23 protein-coding genes are annotated in these 21,845 nt (G+C 66.8%); 9 read left to right on the forward strand and 14 right to left on the reverse strand.

Translation table 11 applies throughout. The features are described from left to right. The first annotated feature begins 1 nt into the window (after position 1). Genes BAY61_RS00285 through BAY61_RS00300 form a run of 4 tightly spaced genes read left to right on the forward strand, consistent with a single transcriptional unit; the run spans position 2 to position 3,283 of the window. The gene (locus BAY61_RS00285) at positions 2-946 is read left to right on the forward strand and encodes an ABC transporter permease (protein ID WP_091800958.1); all 945 of its coding nucleotides are present in this window, start codon (positions 2-4) and stop codon (positions 944-946) included. Next, on the forward strand, positions 946-1,761 hold the full coding sequence (locus BAY61_RS00290; RefSeq protein ID WP_091800962.1) for an ABC transporter permease: 816 nt from the start codon (positions 946-948) through the stop codon (positions 1,759-1,761). The genes BAY61_RS00285 and BAY61_RS00290 overlap by 1 nt, the downstream gene beginning before the upstream one ends. Beyond that, entirely contained in the window at positions 1,758-2,522 is a 765-nt protein-coding gene (locus tag BAY61_RS00295) for an ATP-binding cassette domain-containing protein (protein ID WP_091800965.1), read from the forward strand. The genes BAY61_RS00290 and BAY61_RS00295 overlap by 4 nt, the downstream gene beginning before the upstream one ends. Further along, on the forward strand, positions 2,519-3,283 hold the full coding sequence (locus BAY61_RS00300) for an ABC transporter ATP-binding protein (RefSeq protein WP_091802378.1): 765 nt from the start codon (positions 2,519-2,521) through the stop codon (positions 3,281-3,283). The genes BAY61_RS00295 and BAY61_RS00300 overlap by 4 nt, the downstream gene beginning before the upstream one ends. Here BAY61_RS00300 and BAY61_RS00305 read toward each other — a convergent pair whose 3' ends face one another. Genes BAY61_RS00305 through BAY61_RS00320 form a run of 4 tightly spaced genes read right to left on the reverse strand, consistent with a single transcriptional unit; the run spans position 3,284 to position 7,520 of the window. Continuing rightward, complete coding sequence (locus tag BAY61_RS00305; protein ID WP_091800968.1) at positions 3,284-4,285, reverse strand: MsnO8 family LLM class oxidoreductase; 1,002 nt, start codon at positions 4,283-4,285, stop codon at positions 3,284-3,286. Positions 4,286-4,321: 36 nt separating this feature from the next. Further along, a complete protein-coding gene (locus tag BAY61_RS00310) occupies positions 4,322-5,530 on the reverse strand; it encodes an MFS transporter (protein WP_091800971.1) in 1,209 nt (402 codons plus the stop codon). 44 nt (positions 5,531-5,574) lie between these two features. Then, complete coding sequence (locus BAY61_RS00315; RefSeq protein ID WP_170140113.1) at positions 5,575-6,435, reverse strand: HpcH/HpaI aldolase/citrate lyase family protein; 861 nt, start codon at positions 6,433-6,435, stop codon at positions 5,575-5,577. Then, entirely contained in the window at positions 6,432-7,520 is a 1,089-nt protein-coding gene (locus tag BAY61_RS00320; protein ID WP_091800974.1) for an HpcH/HpaI aldolase/citrate lyase family protein, read from the reverse strand. The genes BAY61_RS00315 and BAY61_RS00320 overlap by 4 nt, the downstream gene beginning before the upstream one ends. 330 nt (positions 7,521-7,850) lie before the next feature. Between BAY61_RS00320 and BAY61_RS00325 the strand changes: the two genes are divergently transcribed. Next, on the forward strand, positions 7,851-8,492 hold the full coding sequence (locus BAY61_RS00325; protein ID WP_091802384.1) for a hypothetical protein: 642 nt from the start codon (positions 7,851-7,853) through the stop codon (positions 8,490-8,492). Positions 8,493-8,511: 19 nt separating this feature from the next. Beyond that, positions 8,512-9,165, forward strand: a complete 654-nt coding sequence (locus BAY61_RS00330) for an NAD(P)H-binding protein (protein WP_091802387.1) — start codon at positions 8,512-8,514, stop codon at positions 9,163-9,165. A gap of 216 nt (positions 9,166-9,381) precedes the next feature. Here BAY61_RS00330 and BAY61_RS00335 read toward each other — a convergent pair whose 3' ends face one another. Continuing rightward, the gene (locus tag BAY61_RS00335) at positions 9,382-10,692 is read right to left on the reverse strand and encodes a D-arabinono-1,4-lactone oxidase (protein ID WP_091800978.1); all 1,311 of its coding nucleotides are present in this window, start codon (positions 10,690-10,692) and stop codon (positions 9,382-9,384) included. Between the two features lie 86 nt (positions 10,693-10,778). Between BAY61_RS00335 and BAY61_RS00340 the strand changes: the two genes are divergently transcribed. Beyond that, entirely contained in the window at positions 10,779-11,975 is a 1,197-nt protein-coding gene (locus tag BAY61_RS00340; RefSeq protein ID WP_091800981.1) for an amino acid deaminase/aldolase, read from the forward strand. A 68-nt stretch (positions 11,976-12,043) separates the two neighbouring features. Here the strand turns inward: BAY61_RS00340 and BAY61_RS00345 are convergent, their stop codons facing one another. The 3 genes from BAY61_RS00345 to BAY61_RS00355 form a co-directional block, all read right to left on the reverse strand. Beyond that, positions 12,044-12,682, reverse strand: coding sequence for a TetR/AcrR family transcriptional regulator (locus BAY61_RS00345; RefSeq protein ID WP_245865625.1), 639 nt, complete (start codon positions 12,680-12,682; stop codon positions 12,044-12,046). 398 nt (positions 12,683-13,080) lie between these two features. Then, the gene (locus tag BAY61_RS33415; protein WP_091801002.1) at positions 13,081-13,542 is read right to left on the reverse strand and encodes a hypothetical protein; all 462 of its coding nucleotides are present in this window, start codon (positions 13,540-13,542) and stop codon (positions 13,081-13,083) included. A 13-nt stretch (positions 13,543-13,555) separates the two neighbouring features. After that, positions 13,556-13,897, reverse strand: a complete 342-nt coding sequence (locus tag BAY61_RS00355; protein ID WP_091801005.1) for a hypothetical protein — start codon at positions 13,895-13,897, stop codon at positions 13,556-13,558. 322 nt (positions 13,898-14,219) lie between these two features. Between BAY61_RS00355 and BAY61_RS00360 the strand changes: the two genes are divergently transcribed. Together BAY61_RS00360 and BAY61_RS00365 are read left to right on the forward strand one after the other, a co-directional pair. After that, on the forward strand, positions 14,220-15,587 hold the full coding sequence (locus BAY61_RS00360) for a helix-turn-helix transcriptional regulator (protein WP_091801008.1): 1,368 nt from the start codon (positions 14,220-14,222) through the stop codon (positions 15,585-15,587). A 31-nt stretch (positions 15,588-15,618) separates the two neighbouring features. Next, positions 15,619-16,506 carry an aminoglycoside phosphotransferase family protein gene (locus tag BAY61_RS00365; RefSeq protein WP_091801011.1) on the forward strand — a complete coding sequence of 296 codons (888 nt, stop codon included), beginning with the start codon at positions 15,619-15,621 and terminating at the stop codon, positions 16,504-16,506. A 161-nt stretch (positions 16,507-16,667) separates the two neighbouring features. Here the strand turns inward: BAY61_RS00365 and BAY61_RS00370 are convergent, their stop codons facing one another. The 6 genes from BAY61_RS00370 to BAY61_RS00395 form a co-directional block, all read right to left on the reverse strand. Next, positions 16,668-18,047 carry a tetratricopeptide repeat protein gene (locus tag BAY61_RS00370; RefSeq protein ID WP_170140114.1) on the reverse strand — a complete coding sequence of 460 codons (1,380 nt, stop codon included), beginning with the start codon at positions 18,045-18,047 and terminating at the stop codon, positions 16,668-16,670. Between the two features lie 61 nt (positions 18,048-18,108). Continuing rightward, a complete protein-coding gene (locus BAY61_RS00375) occupies positions 18,109-18,762 on the reverse strand; it encodes an ATP-binding protein (protein ID WP_091801017.1) in 654 nt (217 codons plus the stop codon). 99 nt (positions 18,763-18,861) lie between these two features. Beyond that, positions 18,862-19,884 (reverse strand): copper resistance D family protein, encoded by a 1,023-nt coding sequence (locus BAY61_RS00380; protein WP_091801019.1) that lies wholly within the window; start codon positions 19,882-19,884, stop codon positions 18,862-18,864. Continuing rightward, positions 19,881-20,432: a copper resistance CopC family protein gene (locus BAY61_RS00385; protein WP_091801022.1), complete on the reverse strand. Its 552-nt coding sequence runs from the start codon at positions 20,430-20,432 to the stop codon at positions 19,881-19,883. Before BAY61_RS00385 ends, BAY61_RS00380 begins: the two co-directional genes overlap by 4 nt. After that, on the reverse strand, positions 20,429-21,130 hold the full coding sequence (locus tag BAY61_RS00390; RefSeq protein WP_091801025.1) for a YcnI family protein: 702 nt from the start codon (positions 21,128-21,130) through the stop codon (positions 20,429-20,431). Before BAY61_RS00390 ends, BAY61_RS00385 begins: the two co-directional genes overlap by 4 nt. Before the next feature lie 60 nt (positions 21,131-21,190). Continuing rightward, positions 21,191-21,727 carry a hypothetical protein gene (locus BAY61_RS00395; protein WP_245865627.1) on the reverse strand — a complete coding sequence of 179 codons (537 nt, stop codon included), beginning with the start codon at positions 21,725-21,727 and terminating at the stop codon, positions 21,191-21,193. Positions 21,728-21,845 lie beyond the last annotated feature (118 nt).

Below are 21,845 nucleotides of genomic sequence, written 5' to 3' on the forward strand. Positions count from 1 at the left end.
CATGACCGTTGCCATTCTCCGGCGTACCGCGATTCTGCTGGCCAGCGTGCTCGCGGCGTCCATTGTGGTTTTTCTCTTCATGGCCGTGCTTCCGGGAGATCCGGCGCAGGTGGCGCTGGGTGTCAACGCGACTCCCGAACTCGTCGAACGCACCCGCCAGGAGTTCGGCCTCGACCGGCCGTTGCTCACCCAGTATCTGGAGTGGATGGGCGGTGTTCTCACCGGAGACTTCGGAACTTCCTACGTCACAAGGGAAGCCATTGGCCCTCAGCTGCTCGACCGGCTCGGCGTGACACTGTGGCTCGTGGGGGCGGGCATGCTCGTAGCGTTGCTGATCGCCATTCCGTTCGGCACCGTCGCCGCCGTCCGGCACCGCAAACCCAGCGGTGCGCTGGTGTCGGCGCTGTCCCAGTTCGGTGTTGCCGTTCCTGCCTTTCTGGCCGGAATCGTCCTCGTGCAGATTTTCGCGGTGCGCCTCGGCTGGTTGCCTTCCGGTGGCTGGACACCGCCGAACCAGGACCCGGTCGAATGGTTGCGCGGATTGATACTGCCCGCCCTTTCGCTCGGCCTCGTGCAAGGTGCCGTGCTGACGCGTTACGTGCGCTCGGCGGTGCTCGACGTCGGAAGGGAGGACTACATTCGCACCGCGAGGTCGAAAGGGCTGCGGCCTTATCCGGCACTGGTGCGGCACGGGTTGCGCAACGCGGCCATTCCCGTTGTCACCGTGCTGGGGTTGCAGCTCGCGACTCTGCTGGTCGGTGCCGTCGTCGTCGAGAAGGTGTTCGTGCTGCCAGGCATGGGGAGCATGCTGCTCGACTCCGTCGCGGCGCGGGATCTGTTGACGGTGCAAGGAATCGTACTCGTGCTCGTCGTCGCCGTCCTCGTCGTCAACTTCGTGGTCGACGTGCTTTACGCCGTGCTCGATCCCCGGCTGCGGGCGTCGTGATGGCGCGCAACGCCGGACTGTGGGCCGGTACGTTCCTTGTCGTGCTCGTCGTTGCCGTCGCACTCGTCTCGTTCTTCTGGACACCGCACGATCCTTCGCTCGTCGACGCGAGCGTCCGGCTGCTCGGGCCTTCCGGCGACCATCTACTCGGGACGGACAAGTTCGGGAGGGACGTCGCGAGTCAGGTGATGGTCGGCGCGCGGACGACGTTGTATGTCGGCGTCGTCGCCGTCGGTATCGCCGCTGTCATCGGTGTTCCGCTCGGTGTCCTCGCCGGAATGGGCGCCAGGTGGCTCGGTGAGCTGATCATGCGGGTCAACGACCTCGTGCTCGCGTTTCCGGCACTGCTGCTCGCGATCATGCTCGGTGCGGTCTACGGCGCGAGCACGCTCACCGCGATGATCGCGATCGGTGTCGCGACCGTGCCCTCGTTCGCCCGCGTCGCGAGGGCGGGAACTCTTCAGGTGATGAGTACCGAGTACGTGCTCGCGGCAAGAGCGGGCGGCAGGTCGAAGCCGTGGATCGCGATGCGGCACGTACTGCCCAACATTTCCGGAATCGTGCTCGTGCAGTCGTCGGTGTCCTTCGCCATCGCCGTGCTCGCCGAAGCGGCGTTGTCGTTCCTCGGATTCGGGACGGCGCCGCCAACGCCTTCCTGGGGAAGGATGTTGCAGGAGTCGCAGGAACTGCTCGCCGTCGATCCGCGGCTCGCGCTCGTTCCCGGTGCGGCCATCGCGGTCGCGGTACTCGGCTTCAACCTGCTCGGCGACGGTCTGCGCGACCGGTTCGATCCCCGGCTGGAGGTGCGGCGGTGAGTCTGCTCGACGTGCGCGACCTCGTGGTGGCCGGTCGCGAAGGGGTGCTCGTCGACCACGTTTCCTTCGACATCGACGAAGGTGAGCGGGTGGGTCTGATCGGCGCTTCCGGCTCGGGCAAGTCGCTCACCGCGCTTGCCCTCATGGGCCTGCTCCCCGAGGGGCTTTCCCACTCCGGCTCGATCCGGTTCGATGGCGGCGAACTGGTCGGTGCCTCGGAGCGGGCGCTCTCGCGGCGCAGGGGTACGGATCTCTCGATGGTGTTCCAGGAACCCATGACCGCGCTCAACCCTGCCATGCGGATCGGCAAGCAGGTGGCCGAAACGATGACCGTGCACGGAACCCGAGACAGGGCAGGGGCGAGAAGAGCCGCCGTCGAATTGCTGGATCTCGTCGGCCTCGCGCACACGGCCAGGGCTTATCCACACCAGCTTTCCGGAGGGCAGCGGCAGCGGGTCGTGCTCGCGATCGCGTTCGCCAACAGTCCGCGGTTGCTGGTGTGCGACGAGCCGACCACCGCGCTCGACGTCACCGTTCAGGCGCGCATCCTCGAACTGATCACGACTGGTGTCCGCGAGCGGGGCAGTTCGTTGCTGTTCATCAGCCACGATCTCGCGGTCGTCGCCTCCGTGTGCGAACGCGTTCTCGTACTCGACGAGGGCAGGATCGTCGAACACGGCCCGACCGGCGACGTACTGCGAACCCCCCGGCACGAGTACACCGCGAGACTGCTCGCCGCGTCCTCATGGGAGGTGTCATGATCGCCGTCGAACAGGTGTGGCGCACGTACCGGAGGCCGAGGGAAGTGGCCGCGTTGCGTGGCGTCTCGTGCGAGATCACGAAGGGGCAGCGGTTCGGAATCGTCGGCGAATCCGGCTCCGGGAAGTCCACATTGGTCAGAATCATGGCCGCGCTCGACAGGCCGACATCGGGCACGGTGTCCTTCGAGGGAACCCGGATCGACCGGCTTTCCGACCGTGAACTCCGCTTTCTGCGCAACAGGTTGCAAATCGTCTTCCAGGATCCGATGGGTTCGCTCGATCCGCGCATGCGAGTGCGCGACATCGTGAGTGAACCGCTCGGCCGCGCGCGGGATCGTCACGAGAGGGCCGCCGAGCTTCTCGCGGCGGTGGGGCTTTCTCCTGACGCGGGCCGGAAGTACCCGCACCAGTTCTCCGGAGGGCAACGACAACGGATCTCGCTGGCGAGAGCACTGGCTCCGCGACCGAAGGTACTCGTAGCCGACGAGGCGGTCAGCGCGCTCGACGTGCTGGTGAGGATGCAGATCCTCGAACTCGTCACCGAGCTGGTCGACACATTCGACCTGACCCTGGTGTTCGTCTCGCACGATCTCGCCGTGGTGCGCCACGTGTGCGACACCGTCGCGGTCATGCGGGAGGGCGTCATTGTGGAGCAGGGCGCTGTCGCCGAGGTCTACGGTTCGCCGCGGCATCCCTACACGCGGGAGTTGATCGCGGCGGCGCCGAGCCTTTCCGGCGCGCTGGCGAGGTTCGACGACTGATCAGGCGCTCCGCAACGCGCGGGGGCCTGCCAACTCGGCGAGGCGGGCGTAGGAGTCGAGCATTTCCGCCCTGTCGAAGGTGCTCGTGGTGATCAGCAGCTCGTCGGCTCCCGTCACGTCGACGAGCCCGCTCAACAGTGGTGCGACCTCGGCTGCCGTGCCCCAGATCTGGCCACGCAGCGACTCTTCGAGCAGCGCCTCCTGCTTCGGCGTCGGTTCAGGTATTTCCTCGGCGGCCCTGAGCGGAGGGAAAACCCCCTTCGTGCGGGACTCGACCATCGACCATGCCTCGGGCAGCAGCAGCCGGCGAGCGTCCGCCGTGGTGTCGGCGATGGCTACCGCGCTCGACACGACCACGTAGGGCCGTGGCCACAATGCCGAAGGGCGGAAAGCTTCCCGGTACGCCTTGATCTTCTCCGCCGTGGCGGCCTGACCTCCGATGGGAGCGATGACGAGCGCGAGGCCGAGCTCGGCTGCCAGCAGCGCACCAGAACCGGTGGCGAGCACGAAAGCGGGAACCCGCAGGCCCTCGGCTGGAATCCCGTGTACTCCCGGGTACCGCTCGACGTCACCGGAAAAGTAGCCGAGCAGTTCGCGCAGTTGCTCGCCGAACCTGGCCGCGTCCCCTTTGTCCCTGCCGAGGGCGTCGCGGATCCCGCGCGTGAAACCGACCGACCTGCCGAGTCCCATGTCGATCCTGCCCGGATAGAGCGAATCGAGAACGCCGAACTGCTCGGCGACGACGAGCGGTTGGTGGTTGGGCAGCATGACTCCGCCAGTGCCGACCCTGATGGTCGAGGTCGCCGCACCGATCGCGGCCGCGAGCACGGTCGGTGCCGAACCGGCGACGCCGGGAACACTGTGGTGTTCGGACACCCAGAACCGGTGGTAGCCAAGCTGCTCGGCTTGCACGGCGAACTGGAGCGTTTCCCTCAGCGCCGCCGAGGTCGAACGGCCTTCCCGGGTGCTCGACCGGTCCAGAACCGAGATCTTGACGTCCATGTCAGGTGCAACGCATGAGTCGCGTTCACATTCCGGTCAGCCGACGAGACGCTTGCCGAACGTGCGCCACGCGCCGACCGTCATCGCGGCCATGATCACCGCCGAACACCAGAACGGAGCCGTGATGCCGAACGCCGTCGCGATCGGCCCGCTCAGCAGACTGCCCAGCGCCGCGCCGCCGACACTGAACAGCAGGTACACGCTGGTCACCCTGCCGCGAAGGTTCTCGGGGATCACGCGTTGCCGCCACGTAGTGGATACGACCCCCCACATCGAGCCGTGCAGGCCGAACACCACGAGCGTGATCGAGGCGAGCCACGGCGCCGTCGCCACCGCGAGCAGCACGTGCGTCAAGGTTTCCACGACGAGGCCCGTTCTCAGCAGCGTGGAGTCGGAGAACCGGGCTGTCAGCCTGCTCGCGACGGCCGTGCCCAGCAGGCCGCCCACCGCCGACGCGGTCAGCAGGAGACCGTAACCAACGGCGCCGAGACCGAGCCGCTGCTTCGCGTAGAGCACCAGAATCGCGAAGGCGGCAAGCAGGGTGAGGTTCATCAGGCAGATCGACAGCGCGAGCATCCTCAACACCTGGTGCCGCCACAACCAGCGAATTCCCTCCGCGATCTCCTCGCGCAGCGGCCTGCGCTCGACACTGACCGGAGGTATGCGCCGCAGGGCGCCGAGCAACGGAGCGGCCAGCACGAAGCACACCGCGTTTAACCCGAACGGCAGCGCTGCCGATCCCGCGAACAGCGCCGCGCCAAGTGGCGGCGCCGCGAACTGGTTCGCCACGTACTGCATGGCGATCAACCTGGCGTTCGCATTCGGCAGCGCGGCCGATTCCACGATGCTCGGCAACACCGCGTGCGACGCGTTGTCCACCACTGTCTCCGCGGTGCCGAGCAGGAAAAAGGCGAGGTACACGAGCCACACCGAGACGACGTCGGTCGCGATGGCGACGGCGAGCCCGCCGACGACCGCACCGCGAATCACGTTGACGGCCACCAGCAGCGCGCGTCGATCGAGCCGGTCGACGTAGGCCCCGCTGATCAGGGAGAACAGCAGCCACGGCAACTGCTGAACGAAAACCGAACCACCGACGAGGATCGGGTTGTCGGTCAGCGAGGCGACGAGCAGCGGCGCCGCGGCCAGCGCGACCCCGTCGGCGACGTTGGTGAACCCGTTTGCCGCCCACAGCTTGCCGAAATCGGCGCCGAGCCGCGGCCGGTCCGCGCGGCGTACCCCCACGCACGAAAGCTAGCCAGCGGTCGATTCGGCAGGCAACCGAATTGTCAGCCGAGCCCACTGATCGCGTCGGCGAGCACCAGCACCCTGCGCGCGTTGTCCACGTGCAGGTTCTCGATCATCCTGCCGTCGACGGTCACCACGCCCTTGCCTGCGGCGCTCGCCTCCTCGAAGGCGGCGATGATCCTGCGGGCCAGCGCGACCTCCTCCTGCGAAGGCGCGAAGACCCGGTTGCACGGCTCGATCTGCGCGGGATGGACGAGAGTCTTGCCGTCGAAGCCGTACTGCCGCCCCTGCGTGCATTCGGCTGCGAAACCGTCGAGGTCCTTCACGTCGTTGTAAACGCCGTCGAGGATCACCTTGCCCGTCGACCTCGCCGCGAGCAGGCACAGCGAAAGCCCGCCGAGCAGCGGGCCCCTGCCGGGAACGAACTCGGAGTGCAGTTCCTTCGCGAGATCGTTCGTGCCCATCACCAGCGCGGTGAGTCGTTCGCTGGAACTCGCGATCTCCTCGGCACGCAGGACGGCGACCGGGGTTTCGAGCATCGCCCAGATCTTCGTGTACTCGGGAGCGCCGCCCAGTTCGAGCGCGCGTTCGATGTTGTGCACGTCCCTCGCGGAGTTGACCTTCGGGATGACAACGGCGTCGGGACCGGCCTGCGCGGCGGCCCGCAGGTCGGCGTCGTGCCACTCGGTCTCGATGCCGTTGACGCGGATGGTCACCTCGCGCCTGCCGTAGGCACGCGAAGCCGCCGCGCCGCACACTCGCTCTCTCGCCGAAGCCTTGGCTTCGGGAGTTACCGCGTCCTCAAGGTCGAGGATCAGCGCGTCGGCAGGTAGCGACTTGGCCTTCTCAAGCGCACGCTCGTTGGCGCCCGGCATGTAAAGGACGGAACGACGCGGTCTCACGAGGTGGCCTCCTTGTTCGCGGGTGCCAAGTCGTTGGCGTCGCTGTACGCCTTGGCGAGTTCAGGATCACTCGCGGCCAACGCGTCCGCCAGTTCGGCGACGACGCGGCACTGCTTCACCGACGCGTCGTCCTGCATCTTTCCATCGATCATCACGGCGCCGGTGCCGTCTCCCATCGCGGCGATCACCTTGCGTGCCCACGCGACATCGGCGGGCGATGGTGAGAACACCTTCCTCGCGATCTCGATCTGCACCGGGTGCAGCGTCCATGTGCCGACACAGCCGAGCAGGAACGCGTTGCGGAACTGGTCTTCACAGGCGACGACGTCACGAATGTCCCCGAACGGTCCGTAATAGGGAAAGATCCCTTTCATGACGCACGCGTCGACCATGCGGGCGACCGTGTAGTGCCACAGATCCTGCTGGTAGGTGGTGCGGCCCTCGTGGATGTCGTCGCTTACCGGGTCCGTGCGCACCAGATAACCGGGATGCCCGCCGCCGACCCGCGTGGTCTTCATCCCGCGGCTCGCGGCGAGATCTGCCGGGCCGAGTGAAATGCCCTGCATCCGAGGGCTCGCGCCCGCGATCTCCTCCACGTTGGCGACGCCACTGGCCGTCTCAAGGATCGCGTGAACGAGCAACGGCCGCTCAAGGCCCGCGCGCGCTTCGAGTTGTGCCAGTAACCGGTCGACGTAGTGGATGTCCTGAGCGCCCTCGACCTTCGGCAGCATGATCACGTCGAGCTTGTCGCCGATTTCGGTGACAAGGGTGATCAGGTCGTCGAGCGCCCACGGCGAATCCAGGCTGTTCACGCGGGTCCAGAGCTGAGTGGAGCCGAAATCGGTGCCCTTCGCGATGCGCACCAGCCCCTCGCGGGCAGCGGTCTTCCGATCGGCCCTCACCGCGTCTTCGAGGTTGCCGAGCAGCACGTCGACCTTCGGCGCCAGATCGGGAACCTTCGTCGCCATCTTCTCGTTGCTCGGATCGAAAAAATGGATCATCCGGGACGGAAGGGCAGGAACCTGCCTTACCGGCTCCGGTGCGCCCACGGCGAGCGGGGCGAAGAAGTCCTTCGGCGAGCGCATCGATCCTCCAGCACTGGCGGTCAACTCTTGCGGCGGTCCCGACTCGCAAGCGACCCTATCCCGGGTCGCCGGGTCGTCGCTGCGGTACACGTCACGGCCACTCCACTCTGCGCACAACCGCTTGGCTGCTCGTCACCCATCCGGCAGCACCGTCGGACTGAACTCTCATGACCGCCCACCGACCGATCACCGACCGTTGGGCGCCGCCGATCGCAGACGCACCTCCAGCCCGCAGACCTGGCGCTTTCCCGCTGGTACCTAAGTTATGTGCCGTTTTGCGTGGCACGCAGAACGGCCGAGTCGCAGAAGCAGCAGAGGGAGGCGGACTTCGTGGCGGTTACACCCGGACAGACCGCGGTGCCGAGTGGGTCAAACGGAACCAGGTCGATTCCGAGCCGAATGGTCGCGCCGATCGAATTGCCGGCAGGTGTCGACGAGCTTGCCGCCGAGGCGGCGGCGCAGCTTGGCTGGGAGGGCGATCTACTCCCGGCCATGAAGCTGTTCGGCCGCACTGTTTATGTCGTGGCCAACCTCAGCGCCGAGGCGCACGCCGAGCGGATTGCCCTTGGTATCGATCCCGTTGCCGACAAGGCCACCGTCTCCACCTGGACGTGGCCGGAACTCGCCGCGAGTGCCCCGCCCGCGGCCGCCGAGATCGTCGGTGTCCTCGCCGTGGCGAGGCACTGGAGGACAGGACTTGCCGCGACCGTGCCGTTCGCGAGGTACGGCGACGCGGCCATGGTGCTCCCGCGCTCCGCGACGCTGAGCCACGACTACGTCGACAACTGCCTGCCGAGGGCGAGGGCCTACGGACTCGCCGTCGTCACCGCGGACGAGAACGCGGTTGTCGATCTCGACCTCGAGGGCAGGTCCGAGCGCATCCTGCTGGGTGGCGACGCGGTGTCCCGGTGGGTGAATGAGATGGTTTACGAACAACTCGTCGCGCTGGAGTGTGCTGCCGCGGCCGAGTGACGCCGTTAGGCTCGGATACATGCGAGTCGTCATTGCCGGTGGACATGGAAAAATCGCGCTGCTGCTGGAGAAGAAGCTCGCGGCGAACGGAGATGTCGCTGTCGGCATCATTCGTAATGTCGAGCAGGCCGCTGACATCCGTGAAGTCAGTGCGGAACCGGCCGTTCTCGATCTGGAGAACGCCGACCTCGACGAGGTAGTGCAAGTGCTGTCCGGTGCCGACGCGGCCGTGTTCGCCGCCGGTGCCGGGCCTGGCAGTGGAACGGCGAGGAAGGACACCGTCGACCGTGCCGCGGCCGTGTTGTTCGCGGAAGCCGCCGAACGCGCCGGTGTGCTGAGGTTCGTGCAAATCAGCGCGATGGGTACGGACGGCCCTATCGATCCCGAGGCTGTCGGCGAGGTGTTCGCGGCGTACCTGCACGCGAAGGCAGCCGCCGAAGCGGATCTGCGGGCGAGGAAGCTGGACTGGACCATTCTGCGTCCGGGACGGCTGACCGACGATCCCGGAACCGGAAGCGTGCGCCTTGGCGATTCCGTTCCGCGTGGTGATGTCCCGAGGGAGGACGTTGCCGCCGTGGTTGCCGAACTCTTGTCCGACACCGTCGCGACGCGGCGGACCCTTGAGTTGACCGGGGGCAATACCCCGGTGCAGGAAGCAGTGGCCCGCGTCTGACGCGTGGCTCGTGCGCGAGTCCTGCACTCAGGCCAGCGAGTTCTGCACTCAGGCGCGCGAGATCCGCACTCGGGTAGGCGAGTTCCGCACTCGGGTAGGCGACATCCGCGGTGCTGCGAATGGAACACGCCCACCAGCACCTGAAGCCCCGCAACCACAGTCCCGACACCGGCCAAACGCGACACCCAACTCCGACACCCGCCAAACCCACAGCGGCTAAGGGGTTTTCGCGCCGAGCACGCGATCCAGGTAAGCATTGGTGAACACGCGTTCTGGGTCCACTTCGTCGCGCACCCGACCGAAGTCCGCGAACCGTGGGTAGCGTTCGCCGAGCACGGAAGCGTCCACATTGTGCAGTTTTCCCCAGTGGGGGCGGCCACCTACCGCGCCCGCGATGTCGTTGAATGCCGCGAAGTACTCGCGATAGGGCATTCCCCGATACTGGTGAATCGCGATGTAGGCCGAATCCCTGCCGTACGCGGTCGAGAGCCAGATGTCGTCGGCCGCGGCGACTCGGACCTCGACGGGAAACGCCACCGGGTCGGCCAGCCGAGCCACGGCCGCCTTGAGTTCCCTCAGTACGTCGTGCACCGCCGCGCGAGGGACCGCGAACTCCGACTCGACGAACCGCACGGCACGATGCGTCGCGAAAACCCGATGGGACACGTCGCTGTAGTCGCGCGCCGACAGCACTGATGACGCGAAGCTGCCGAGCCCGGGCACGAGTCTCGGTGCCGCCCTGCCCAGCCTGCACAGGGTGCCGAACGCGGCGTTCTCCATGACCGTGTAGTCGACGAACCGCCTGGCCCGCGACAACGGGCGGGCCTCGACCCCGCTTTCCTCTCGATTGTTCCGCTTGACCAGCGCGTTCTTCCCGTAGGGGAACCAGTAGAACTCGAAGTGGTCGTTGTTGTCGGCGTACTCGTCGAAGCGGTCCAGTACCTCGGCGAAGGGTTCGGGGCGTTCCCGCGCGGCGAGTAGATAAGCGGGTTCACAGCGCAGGGTCACCGTGCTGATCACCCCCAGAGCCCCGAGCCCGACGCGCGCTGCGTCGAAAAGCTCGGGCCGGTTGTCGGCGGAGCAGACCACCACGGAGCCGTCGGCCAGCACCAGTTCGAGTGCGGCGACCTGGGTAGCCAGCCCGCCGTACCTGGCACCTGTTCCGTGTGTCCCCGTCGAGATCGCGCCCGCGATCGTTTGCGCGTCGATGTCGCCGAGGTTGGTCATGGCGAGGCCGAGCGCGTCCAGTTGGACGTTGAGTTCGCGCAGCGTGGTGCCCGAACGCACCGTGACGAGGCCGGTCGTGGCGTCTGCCTCGACGATGCCCCTCCAACCGGTGAGGTCGATGGCCTCGGAGCCGGGAACGCCGATGGCGGTGAACGAATGCCCACTGCCGAGTGGCCGGACCCGCCCGCCCTTCGCTGTCGTCGCGGCGACGATGTCGGCGATCTGCGCGGCGTCTCGCGGGCGATGGATGTGGCGGGGGCGAGCGACCTCGGTTCCGGCCCAGTTGGTCCACGTCGTCACGGTGCGCTCCCACGTTGGATCGGTAACCCCAGCCGGACCACACGATAAGTGAACACAATTCGCGTTTCAAGCTGTGCCGGGCTACCGTGAGCGCTGTGACCACGGCGAACGGCACGGCCTACGACTTGGCGACGAAGGATCTCGATCCGCCGCTGGCGATCGTCGACCTGCGGGCCTTCGATGCCAACGCCGGCGATCTCGTGCGGCGTGCCGGTGGCGCGCCCATCAGGGTCGCGAGCAAGTCGGTGCGCTGTCGTGCCCTGCTGTCCCGCGTACTCGATCGCCCCGGTTTCGAAGGTCTGCTCAGCTACTCGCTCGCCGAGGCTTTGTGGCTGTTCGACAACGGCACGAGCACCGACATCGTCGTCGCCTACCCATCCGTCGACAGGGCGGCTCTGCGTGTTCTCGCGGCCGATCCAGCCGCGAGATCGGCCGTGACGATCATGGTGGATTCGGTGGCACACCTTGATTTTGTCGATGCGGCGCTCGGAACCGACCACCCACCGATCAGGGTCTGCCTCGAACTCGACGTCTCGTGGCGCCCGCTGCCCGGCGCCCACATCGGTTCGCTCCGCTCGCCCGTGTTCACCCCGAGGCAGATCGGCGCATTGGCGCGTGCCGTGGTCGCTCGCCCCGGCTTCCGGCTGGTGGGCGTCATGGCCTACGAAGGGCAGATCGCCGGCATTCCGGATGGCGCGCGCGGCATCAAGGGCGAGGTCATCCGCTGGATGCAACGCAGGTCCGCGGCCGAGCTCGCCCTCAGGAGAGCTGCGGCGATAGCGGCTGTCCGTGAGGTCGCCGACCTGGAGTTCGTCAATGGTGGGGGTACGGGCAGCCTGGAAACCACCAGCACCGAACCGGTGATCACGGACATCGCGGCCGGTTCCGGCCTGATTGGCTCGACGCTGTTTTCCCAGTACTCGCGGTTCGCGCCGCAACCGGCGGCCTTGTTTGCGTTGCCGGTGGTTCGCAGGCCGGGTCGTACCACGGCGACCGTGTTCTCGGGTGGGTATGTCGCGTCGGGACAGGCGAGCCCTTCGCGGTTGCCGACGCCCTATTTGCCTGCCGGTCTGCGGTTGCGTGGGGCCGAGGGCGCGGGCGAGGTACAGACACCCTTGACCGGCCCCGCCGCTCGCCGGTTGAGCATCGGCGACCGGGTGTGGTTCCGGCACGCCAAGGCAGGCGAACTCGCCGAACGGTTCACCCACTATCACCTGGTGGACGGTGACCGGGTCGAGCAAACCGTGCCGACGTATCGCGGTGAGGGAAAGTCCTTCGGCTGACCAGTTCATCGGCACCTGTGTCCCGAAGCTGTCCACAGTCACAGGTGACTGTGGACAGCTTCTGTGGACTACTCGCCGAACTTGCTTGCCAAATAGCCCTTGATCAGGGCCTTTGTCTCCGATACGACCTCGGGATCACCCTGTGGATCAATGCGGAACGCCAGGTTCAGCAATCCGTCGGCCGCCTCGACGGCGATGGAGATCGGCAGGGTCACCTGCTCCACCGGCAGGTTGACGTGGGTGGTCACCAGGTTCGCCAGCGAATCGGTGATGACCCGGTTGTTGGTGCGATGGTCGTCGAGCAACCGAATGTCCACAACGTCCCCGAAGTGGACCTTCGAAAACCCGGGGATCCTGCGGTGCATGTCGAGGTAGATATCCAGCAGGGAGTCGACGACGTCCCACCAGTGCTGGTGATCAAGAGTGCTGAGCCGCTCACTGACGGCCGCGACGAAGCACTCCAGATTGCGTTGTGTCAGAGCCTGGATAACGGCTCGCTTGTCGGGGAAAAACTGGTAGAGCGAACCCACCGCCACACCGGCCCGCTTAGCGATCAAGGTGGTGGTCAGCGCTTCGTAGCCGATTTCTTCGAGTAGTTCGGCGCTCGCGTCGAGCATTCGTTCGACACGCTTCGCGCTGCGCTGCTGAACCGGCTGCCGGCGCAGTGGGGTCGCTTCGGGTGTCTTCACTGCCTGGTTGTCGGACACGTAGTGCTCCTCGCTGTGCAGGTCAGCGACTTTATCGTGCCGGGGACCCGCTTCTCGGTCGAGTGAACACATTGCAACCAGTGATCAACAAAGCACCGCATTTGGGAACCGCGGACCGGTGCCGGTCGGGGGAGGGGGAGTGCTACGGCACCGGCCCGCGGAGTATCGGGGGCCACACTGTGGCGAAATGAGGGCGGGGTTTCCACAGTTTGCGTTATGCAATTGTGTGGCATCGATCTGATCATCAACGTAACCGCGGAATAGCGCATCCGCTAGGGGTTGAGTCACATTTCTTCGATTAATCGCGGTCTGGGACCGACGGCCGGCTCATCTCGCTCGGGGGTACGGACGAGACGGCCGCCGGTCAGTGGCGAGTGACCTCGCCGTCCAGTGGGTCATCATCGGGCGGGGGATCCCGCGATGACGTGCCGGGGACCCGGCGGGGAGACCAGCGCGTGCCTGCCGGACTGCTGCTGCGCGACCGGCCGGTTCTCGGCCGGCGGGGGGACCGCGTGAGATTGCTGTGCAGCAGAACCGGCCTGCGCGGGCCGGCGACGCCCCTTGCGTCGTGCTTCTTGCTGGGGCGCCAACCCACCCGCGACAAGATGCTCGTGCGCGACCTGCCAAACCGAGCAGGGTGCCTTGCACTTGTGCCAACGGGTGGAGCATGTGGGGCAGTCACCGCGCTCGTCAGGCTCGTGTGCCTGGAGCATGGCCCGCCAACCTTCGGTCAGTCGCGGCAACTCCGAGCGTGCCACCGATACCAAAGACGGTGCGTCCGCGCGGTTCGCTAGATCGGAAAGCATGTCGAGGCGTTCCCACACGGCATTGCGGAGAACCTGCCCGAGGATCTGATCCACCTGGAACTCACCGTCACCTTTCCGCCATCTTGGCGGCTTCGTTGAGCGCGGCACTCAGTTGGCCGAGTTGACCAGCCGTGAGCCGAGCCGTCTCGCCGGGAGGCCCGACGAGGACCACTTCACCGTCGTCGACGAACACCGTGACGCACCGCTCCCTGCTGATGAGGTCGCCGCACTGGACCCGCCACACGACCTGGCCGCCCTCGTGCCTGCGGGCACCGGTCGGTCCTGCCGCCTGCGTCGACGCCGCCGACGACAGAGCCGGGCGAGGCCTTTCGCCGACCGGGGACCGGCGCACGGCGGTCGTCGTGCCGGTCGCAGCACGTCCTGCTGTGATCGAGTGCACGAACTCCACGTCCTTCTCCGCTCTCTCCGGGGCGGCTGAGCGCCTCTGGATTCAACGCTTGGTGCTTCTTGTGTTTTCGTCGCTCTTCGTGACTATCCGTGACTGCGTTCTGTGTTCGGCTGACCACGAAGATCTGAGAACTACATTGCGACGAAAAGAACGGCGAAAGAAGCCTCGGCGAGCGTCATAGCGGCGACCGGCCCGAGTTCCACGTTAAGCGGTCAATAGAGTTCGCCCCAACCGATCAGCACCCACAAACGGCGTTTCGCACGGTTGAATGGGTGTGCCTACGCTGCTTACCGACGCCCGACAGGACTGTGGAGGGGCGCAGATGGACGCCAACGACGCCAAACAGGGTCGCATCAATCCGGAGGCTTGGGAAACACCGGAGATGCGCGAGGCCCTCAAGCGGCGCAACATCAGTGAGGTCTACCGCCAGTTGCGCAAGCACGGCGTCTCGCAGCGTCAGATCGCCGCGATGACCGGCCAATCACAGTCCGAGGTCTCGGAAATCCTCAAGGGCAGACAAGTCATGGCCTACGAGGTCCTTTCGAGGATCGCGGGTGGTCTGAAGATTCCACGTGGATACATGGGTCTCGCCTACGACCCGGAAACTGAGGTCCAGGTCGTCGGCGGGGCTGACGAGCAGCAGTCTGAGGAGGACGAGTCCGTGAAAAGGCGGAAGTTCCTCGCGCACGCCGCGCAGGTGACGATGGGGGCCGCGGTCTTCGGGCCGACCTCGGATGCCTGGGCGGCGAGTCCCGCAAGGACACCCGCGCCTGGACGGATCGGGATGACCGACGTCCGGCAGGTGGAAGCGGCAACACGAGCGTTACGCGCTCTCGATTACCAGTACGGCGGCGGTTTCTGCAGGGACGCCGTCGTCGCGCAACTCTCCTGGGGACAGCAGATGCTCCAGGCCAGCGGGACCGACCTCGTCAAGACCAGACTCTTCGTCGCGCTGGCCGATCTGCACAGTCTCGCCGGTTGGACCTCGTTCGACATCGGACTCATCGACTCCGCTCGCGGTCACTTCGCGAACGCGCTCGACCTGGCCAAACAGGGCGAAAACCATCCGCTGGTCGCCAACATCCTCTACCGGATGGGCAGGGTCTACCTGCACCAGGACGCGCCGAACGACGCGCTGAAGTTGTTCCAGCTGGGGCAGATCGCCGCGCAGGAGTCCGGTTCGGAACTGGCCGTCGCGGTGTTGTGCGCGAACGAGGCGTGGGCCTACGCGATGATGGGCAACGGCGACCAGGCCATCAAACTCCTCGGCAGGACAAGGGACGAGTTCGCGAGGGCGGATCTCGCCAACGCCGAGTCGTGGGTGCGGTTCTTCAACGAGACCGATGTCTACGCGATGATCGGCACGGTGCACACGGCTCTCGCGCAGCATGCGGACTTGACGCACACGAAATTCGCCATCCCCGCGCTGACAAGGGCCATCGACTCCTACGGCGACGACATGGCCCGCAGCAAGACGTTCAGCCTGAGCATGCTGGCCACCAACCACATGATCGACGGCGACATCGACCACGGTGCCAAGACCGGTGGTAAGGCACTGGATTGCGCGGAGGGCCTCAAATCCGCGCGGGTCGAGGAGCGAATGCGCCCGCTGAAGGAGGAAGCCGCGCGGCGCAGCAACAACTCCGACGCGCGGGAACTGGTCGAGCGGATGAACTCGTTCTTCGCGTAGCCGGAGCGTTCGAGTCGGGTGCGAACCTCTGGTGGAAGGCCGCTTCACGAGGGAAAAGCTGGACCACGTCCTGCGGGCCACGTGCGCGAGACTTGGCCTGGACGCCTCCGCGGCCACACTGCTGAGGTTCACCAACAACGCGGTGTACGCGCTGGCCCGCGATCCTGTCGTGATCCGGATCGTCGGCTCGCGGGCGCTGCGGCACAGGGCGAACAAGGTGGTCACCGTCGCCAGGTACTTCGCGGCGTGCGGAGTACCCGCGATCAGGTTGTTCGGGCAGGTCAGGCAGCCGCTGTTCGTCGGAGAGCACGTCGTGACGGTGTGGGAGCGGGTCGCGGACACGGGTCGGCGGGCGACGTCGGCCGAGCTGGCGGCGTTGCTGAGCCAGGTGCACGCACTCGATCCGCCGGATGGCGTCGGGGGATGGGCGCCGCTCGTCGACGTGAGGGCACGGGTCGAGGACGCGGAGGAGCTGGCCGAGCACGACCGTCGGTTCCTGCTGCGCAGGTGTGCCGAGGTGGAGCGGGAACTCGTCGATCTGGAGTTCCCGCTGCCACCCGGCCTCGTTCACGGCGATGCCCACCCCGGCAACGTGATCGTCGGTCCGGGTGGTCCCGTGCTGTGTGACTTCGACTCCGCGTGCGCCGGTCCCGTGGAGTGGGATCTCACGCCGCTCGCCGTCGGTATGGAGCGCTTCGGCGACCCCTCGGGCTGGTATCGCGAGCTCGCCCGTGGCTACGGGTTCGACGTGACCGCGTGGGACGGCTTCGAATCGCTCCGCAGGGCGAGGGAACTGAAGCTGACGACGAGCGTTCTGCCGATCATGCGCAGCCACCCTTCGGTCCGGCACGAACTGCACCGGCGACTCGACGATCTGCGCGCCGGTCGAAATCACACGCGTTGGGTCCGGTACCGCTGAACGGTCGCGATTCCCATTTCTTTCGACCATTCATTCAGCGACAAGAACATACCGTTCATCGTTTGTCGTGATTGTTATGGCTAACGGTGACAAATTCGGTCGGACTAATCACCTCGGACTACGAGTCCCCGCTCAATTGTGCAACTTGCAACCACTTAGGGTTACGAGCTGGGCGTTTCGGTTGCCCGGAGCCGTTCCTTGACCTCCTTGGCCTCGGGGCGGCCCAGTTCCGTGAAAATAGGCAAAACCTCCGTATAACGCCGCTGTGCTTCCGCGGCCTCGCCCGCGAGATCGGCGACTTCGGCCAGCACCTGCATTGCCCGCGCTTCTTCGAATGCGGATCCACGTCCGTGCATGATCGTTTTCGCTTCGGTCGCATGGTCGCGTGCCTCGGCGACGTTGCCCGAGAGGGCGAGTGCTCTCGCGAGGTCGATCCTCGCGCGCGCGACGTTGTAGCCGTCGCCTTCGTCGGCGAGGATTCGCCTTGCCTCTTCGAGGTTTTCGATCGCCTCCCCGACGCGGTCTTTCCTGGTCAGGGTTACGCCGAGGTTGACCATCGCGAGCGCGACATCGTGTTGCCGTCCGAGTTCCCGCGACCTCCGAAGGTCCTCGCCGAACTCGCGCAGCGCGTCGTCGAGCCTGCCCTGGGCGAGGGCGACCAGCCCGAGTCCTTCCACCGACCTGATCGCCGCGAGTTGATCACCCTCGGCTGGCAGGGTCCGCAACGCGGCGCCGTAATACTCGACTGCCTCGTCGAAGCGGCCCGCGCCTCGGCACGCCGCGCCGCATCGGTTGAGCATCAGCGTCTCCGCGTAGGCGTTGCCCCATTCCTGGGCGCACTTGGCGCCGAGCTGGCTCACCGTCAGGAAGTCGCGGTAGTGCTTGTGCAGCAGGAACAGCGGCCACATGGCGTCGGCGAGTTGCCAAGCCAGTTCAGGCAGTCCGAGCTGAGCGGCGGCCTGCATCGCCGAGTAGAGGTTGGTGCGTTCGCGTTCAAGCCAGTCCAGCGCGTGCTCCGCTTCGGGTAGCGAGGCGGTGTCCGGCTTGCGCTGGGTGAACTCATAGCCGATGGGGTCTTCGTCGAGGGTGACGAGGTGGGCGGTCGACCGGGCCGCTCTCAGGTACCACTCCAGGATCCTGAGCTGAGCGGCTTCTCTTTCGTCGCCGCTGTCGTGCAGCTCGGCTTTCTCGACGGCATGCAGCCGGTGCAGGTCGTGGAAGACGTACCTGTCGTCCTCCGGAGCGGTCAGCATGCTGACTTCGACGAGCTCTTCCAGCAGTGGCTGCGTCTTGCCGACCGTTTCGTTGATGGCCGCCGCGGCGGCGCCCGCGCTGATCTCAGCACCAGGGTGCAACCCGAGCAACCGGTACAGCCTCGCGGCTTCCGGGGGCAGCGCCTGGTAGGCGAGGTCGAACGTGGCCTGCACGGAGTCCTCCTCATTCCGCGCCGACAACACCGCCAGCCGTTTCTTGCCGGTGCCGAGGTCCGTCGCCATGCGCTCAAGCGAAGAGCGCGGCTTGGCCGCGAGTCGCGCAGCCACGGAACACAAGGCGATCGGCAAGCCGGCGGTGAGCCGAACGATTGTCGTGGCATGTGCACGTTCAGTATCCACACGGTCGCCGAACATGGCGTGGCCCTGCTGTGCGCAGCAGGGCCACGCCATGTTCGGCGGTGAACGGTTCCAACCCCAGCAGGTGGGCGCCTTCGCCGACCGCGAGCCCGCCGAGTGGTCTTCTGCTGGTGACCACGACGAGGCTGCCTGGAGCCGAGGGGATCAGCGGACGTACCTGTGATTCGGATTCGGCGTTGTCGAGCAGGATCAACAATGGGGTGTCGGCCGTGAGTGTCCGGTACAGCCCACCTTGTTCCTCGACGTCGATGGGCACGCGGCTCCGGGGAACACCGAGTGCCCGCAGGAACTGGCCGAGCACCTCGCCGACGGCCGCGGGTCCGGTCGGGTCGAAAGCGCCGAGGCTCGCCTGTAGTTGCCCTCCGGGAAACCGGTTACGGAGACTGTGCAGCCAGTGCAGGGCCAACGCGGTCTTCCCGATACCGCCGAGGCCGCTGAGGACGAGCACGGTCGGCTGATCGCCGGTGCTTCCGGCGAGCGCGGTGGCGAGCCGTTCGAGTTCGCCTGCCCTGTTGGTGAATCTGGCGGGTGGCCGCTTGAGCTGTCGTGGCGCCGAGGTCGTCGTCGAGGGCTGTACGGCACCGTCGCTCCCGCGCTGAACCGGCATGGGCAGGTTGCTCGTCACGCGCTCTCCTCACGGTGCACTTGCCGCCCGCGATCATGGCCGCATGGTGCGCGGATCGCTACGTCGAACAGCGTGAATTGGGCCTTCCGGAGTAACGGGTTAGGCCACGGGCGCTCTGGTGAGGACGACGGCGAAGCCGAAGGCGAGTCCCATGATCGTCAGTTCGAGTGCCGACCAGGTCGCCAAGGCCGTGCGCTGGTGCCTGATGATCTTCGGAATGAGCTTCCACCTGGTGTAGGCGCCGAGGGCGGCGATGCCTGCCGTGCACGTCAGTTTCAGCAGCACGAGTTGCCCGTACGGCGTCGTGAAGACCGCGGTCCACAAGTCCATTTTCGGGTTGAGGTTGATCTCGACGAGCCCGTTGAAGAGGCCGGTGGCCGCGGAGATCAGCAGGCACAGGGTCGCGAGCTTGGAGAACCGGGGGAGCGCGTGGGCCAGCAGGGTGCGGTTGCCGACGAGCAGAACGGCCATCGCGCCGAGCCCGCCCGTCCAGGCGACCGCGCTCATGACGTGCAACTCCATCGAGATCATCGTGTAGTCGTGGAACGACCAGTTCGCGGCGTGTCCCGTGACGGGAAGGGGCAGGAGCGCGAAGAGCCCGAGCCCGACCCTGACCTCGGCAGGGACCCGCTCGCCGTGCTTGACGGCGAGCGCGCCGAGGACGGCGAGTGCCAGTGCGAGCCCGGCGACGATCAGCAGTGCCTTGCCAGCGCCGACCTCGCTGATGTAGGCGCCGATGTCGGCGAAACCGACCGTCCCGGAAGCGGGCCGGTACTCGGCGGTCTGGAGTACGAGCGCCACGAGCGCGGTGACGGCCCACACGAGTGCGCTGGCCACCGCGGCAGGCCGCGCGATCGCGAGCACCGGCTCGGTCAGTTTCGGCCGGTCGTAACCGACCAGCACGGACAGCAAGCCGAGACCGATCGTGGTGACCGCCGAGATGTCGAGCAGCACCCTGACGATCGGAATGGCGGCCGAGACCACCTCGCCCGCGTTCGCGACGCCGGACACCGGGGTGGTCGCGCTGAGCGCGACACCGATCAGTGCACCGGCGATCCCGGCCGTGATCAGGCTGATCAGCGGGCCGTACCGAACTCGCGAGGTGGCCTCGGCCTGGGTCATGACTTCTTGTCTTCCCCTGAGGAACCCATCCGCAGTGCCACGGTCACGCCGACGCCGAGCAGTACGACCGCCGCGATGATCCAGACCCACACCGGGATGCCACCCGACGAATCGGAGGCGGGAGCCGCCGTGTCGTCAGGTGAGGCTTCCGTCGCCGCCGCGGATCCCGGCGTACCGGTGCCCGCCTTAGTGAGCGTGAAGCGGATCTCCTTCTCGACGGGATGGCCGTCGGCGGAGAGGATGCGGAAGCCGATGATGTACTCGCCCGCGGGACCGAGTGGACGCAGCGGCGCACTCACCACGTTGCTGTCGACCTCGACGTCACCGTCGATCCACTGGCCGCCGTCGGGGCCGGTGACCGCGATCTGGTTGACTCCCGCGTCCTGCACCGTCTGGTCGAACGTGAGCGTCACCCTCGAAGGGCCCTCTTCGAGCTGGGCGCCTTCGGCGGGGTCGGAAGAGACGAGCGTGTTGTGTGCCGAGGCGGGGGTGGCCGCGCCGAGCAGCGCGAGCAGCGCGACGCCCGCCATCACGATGACCCGCCTCATGCCGAGGTCTTCTTTCGTGCGCGCAGCGTCGCGCCCGCGCCGAACCCGAGGCCGAGCGCGCCGACGATGAGCCCGGCACCGCCGAGCCACCTCGCGGTGTCGTCGGTTGCCTCCGCCGAGTGCTCCGGCTCGGCAGCGGCCGAGTCGGCCCCCGAACCGCCGTGCCCGTGACCGTCACCCGAGTTCGCGGCCAGCTCGACGACCGGGGCGGGGTAGTCCGGTTCCTTGTCTCCGTCAGACGGCTGCGCCCAGTCGGCGACGGTGCCGTCCGAGTAGGTCTGCTTGGTGGCGAGCATCAGGCTGTCCTGGTCTTCCGGCAGCGGTCCGGCCGTGAAGGCGAACTCCTGGTAGGAGGTCGTGCCGGCCGGGATCTCGTTGCCGTCCTCCGCCGTCCACGTGATCTTGGTGACCACGTCGCCGCTCTTGTCGATGTCCGCGGTCCAGCCGGGAACCGGCTTGGTGCGGGCCGAGCTGATCGCGGCGTTCTCGGGGAGGGTGACCTCGATCTTGGTCGTGCCCGCGTTCTGCTCCTCGTTGGGAACCCTGAGCACGATGGCGCCGTAGCCGCCCTTCTCGGCGGGCTTGCCGTACACGTCGGCCGTGACGTGCGCGGACGCGATGCCCGCACCGGCGACACCGGCCACTCCCACCGCCGCGCTCACGACGAGCGCACGACGAAAGAAACTCTTTGTCGACATGGATGTCGTCTCCTGATCGAAAACTGGTTGAACTGGTCCTTCGGAAAGGTGAAATGCGGATCAGGAGAGCAATGGCGGGCCGCGCCGACCGCAAACCCGGCGGAGCATCACCGCTATGAACTGTCCCCTGACGTCGGTCCGCCCGAGCCCAGGCAACGCCACCGGTGTACCGACGGGCGCGGGCAGCCAGACGACCGGCGACAGCGTCCGCAGTGCGGCGACGGCGATGAGCAGCAGTGACTCGGCGTGGGACAGCAGGAGTGCGGTGGCGACGGTCGCCAGCGCGTGGCTCGTTGTCATGCCGAAGCCACCGGCGAAGTGGCCGGAAGCTCCGCCCAGCGAGACGTGCATCAGCAACTGGCCCGCGCCGAGCACGAGCAGGATGCCGGGAAGGCCCCTCGTGCGATCGGCCGTCGCGGTGGAGACCCAGCCGATCAGAGCCGTGAGCAGGACGGCCGTTGGAAGGTGCGGCACCATGCCGTCGGCTACGGAGTGCGCCGTGATGGCGAGCCCCGCGGAACTACCGGCGAGCAGGCAGCCACGAGCGAAGCCGATGCCGCTCCGCGCGCTCCGTGTTCGGCCAGCCCTTCCGCTCACCCGCTCAGGGTATGCGGCGACGACGGAGCGGAGTTCGAGACCTGGTCGGCCGTCACATTTTCGTTGTCGAAAGATCGCAACATTCCGGGGGTTGTTGGTTGCTCATTTCCTGGGGATG

This window comes from Prauserella marina (assembly GCF_002240355.1).
Taxonomy (GTDB): domain Bacteria; phylum Actinomycetota; class Actinomycetes; order Mycobacteriales; family Pseudonocardiaceae; genus Prauserella_A; species Prauserella_A marina.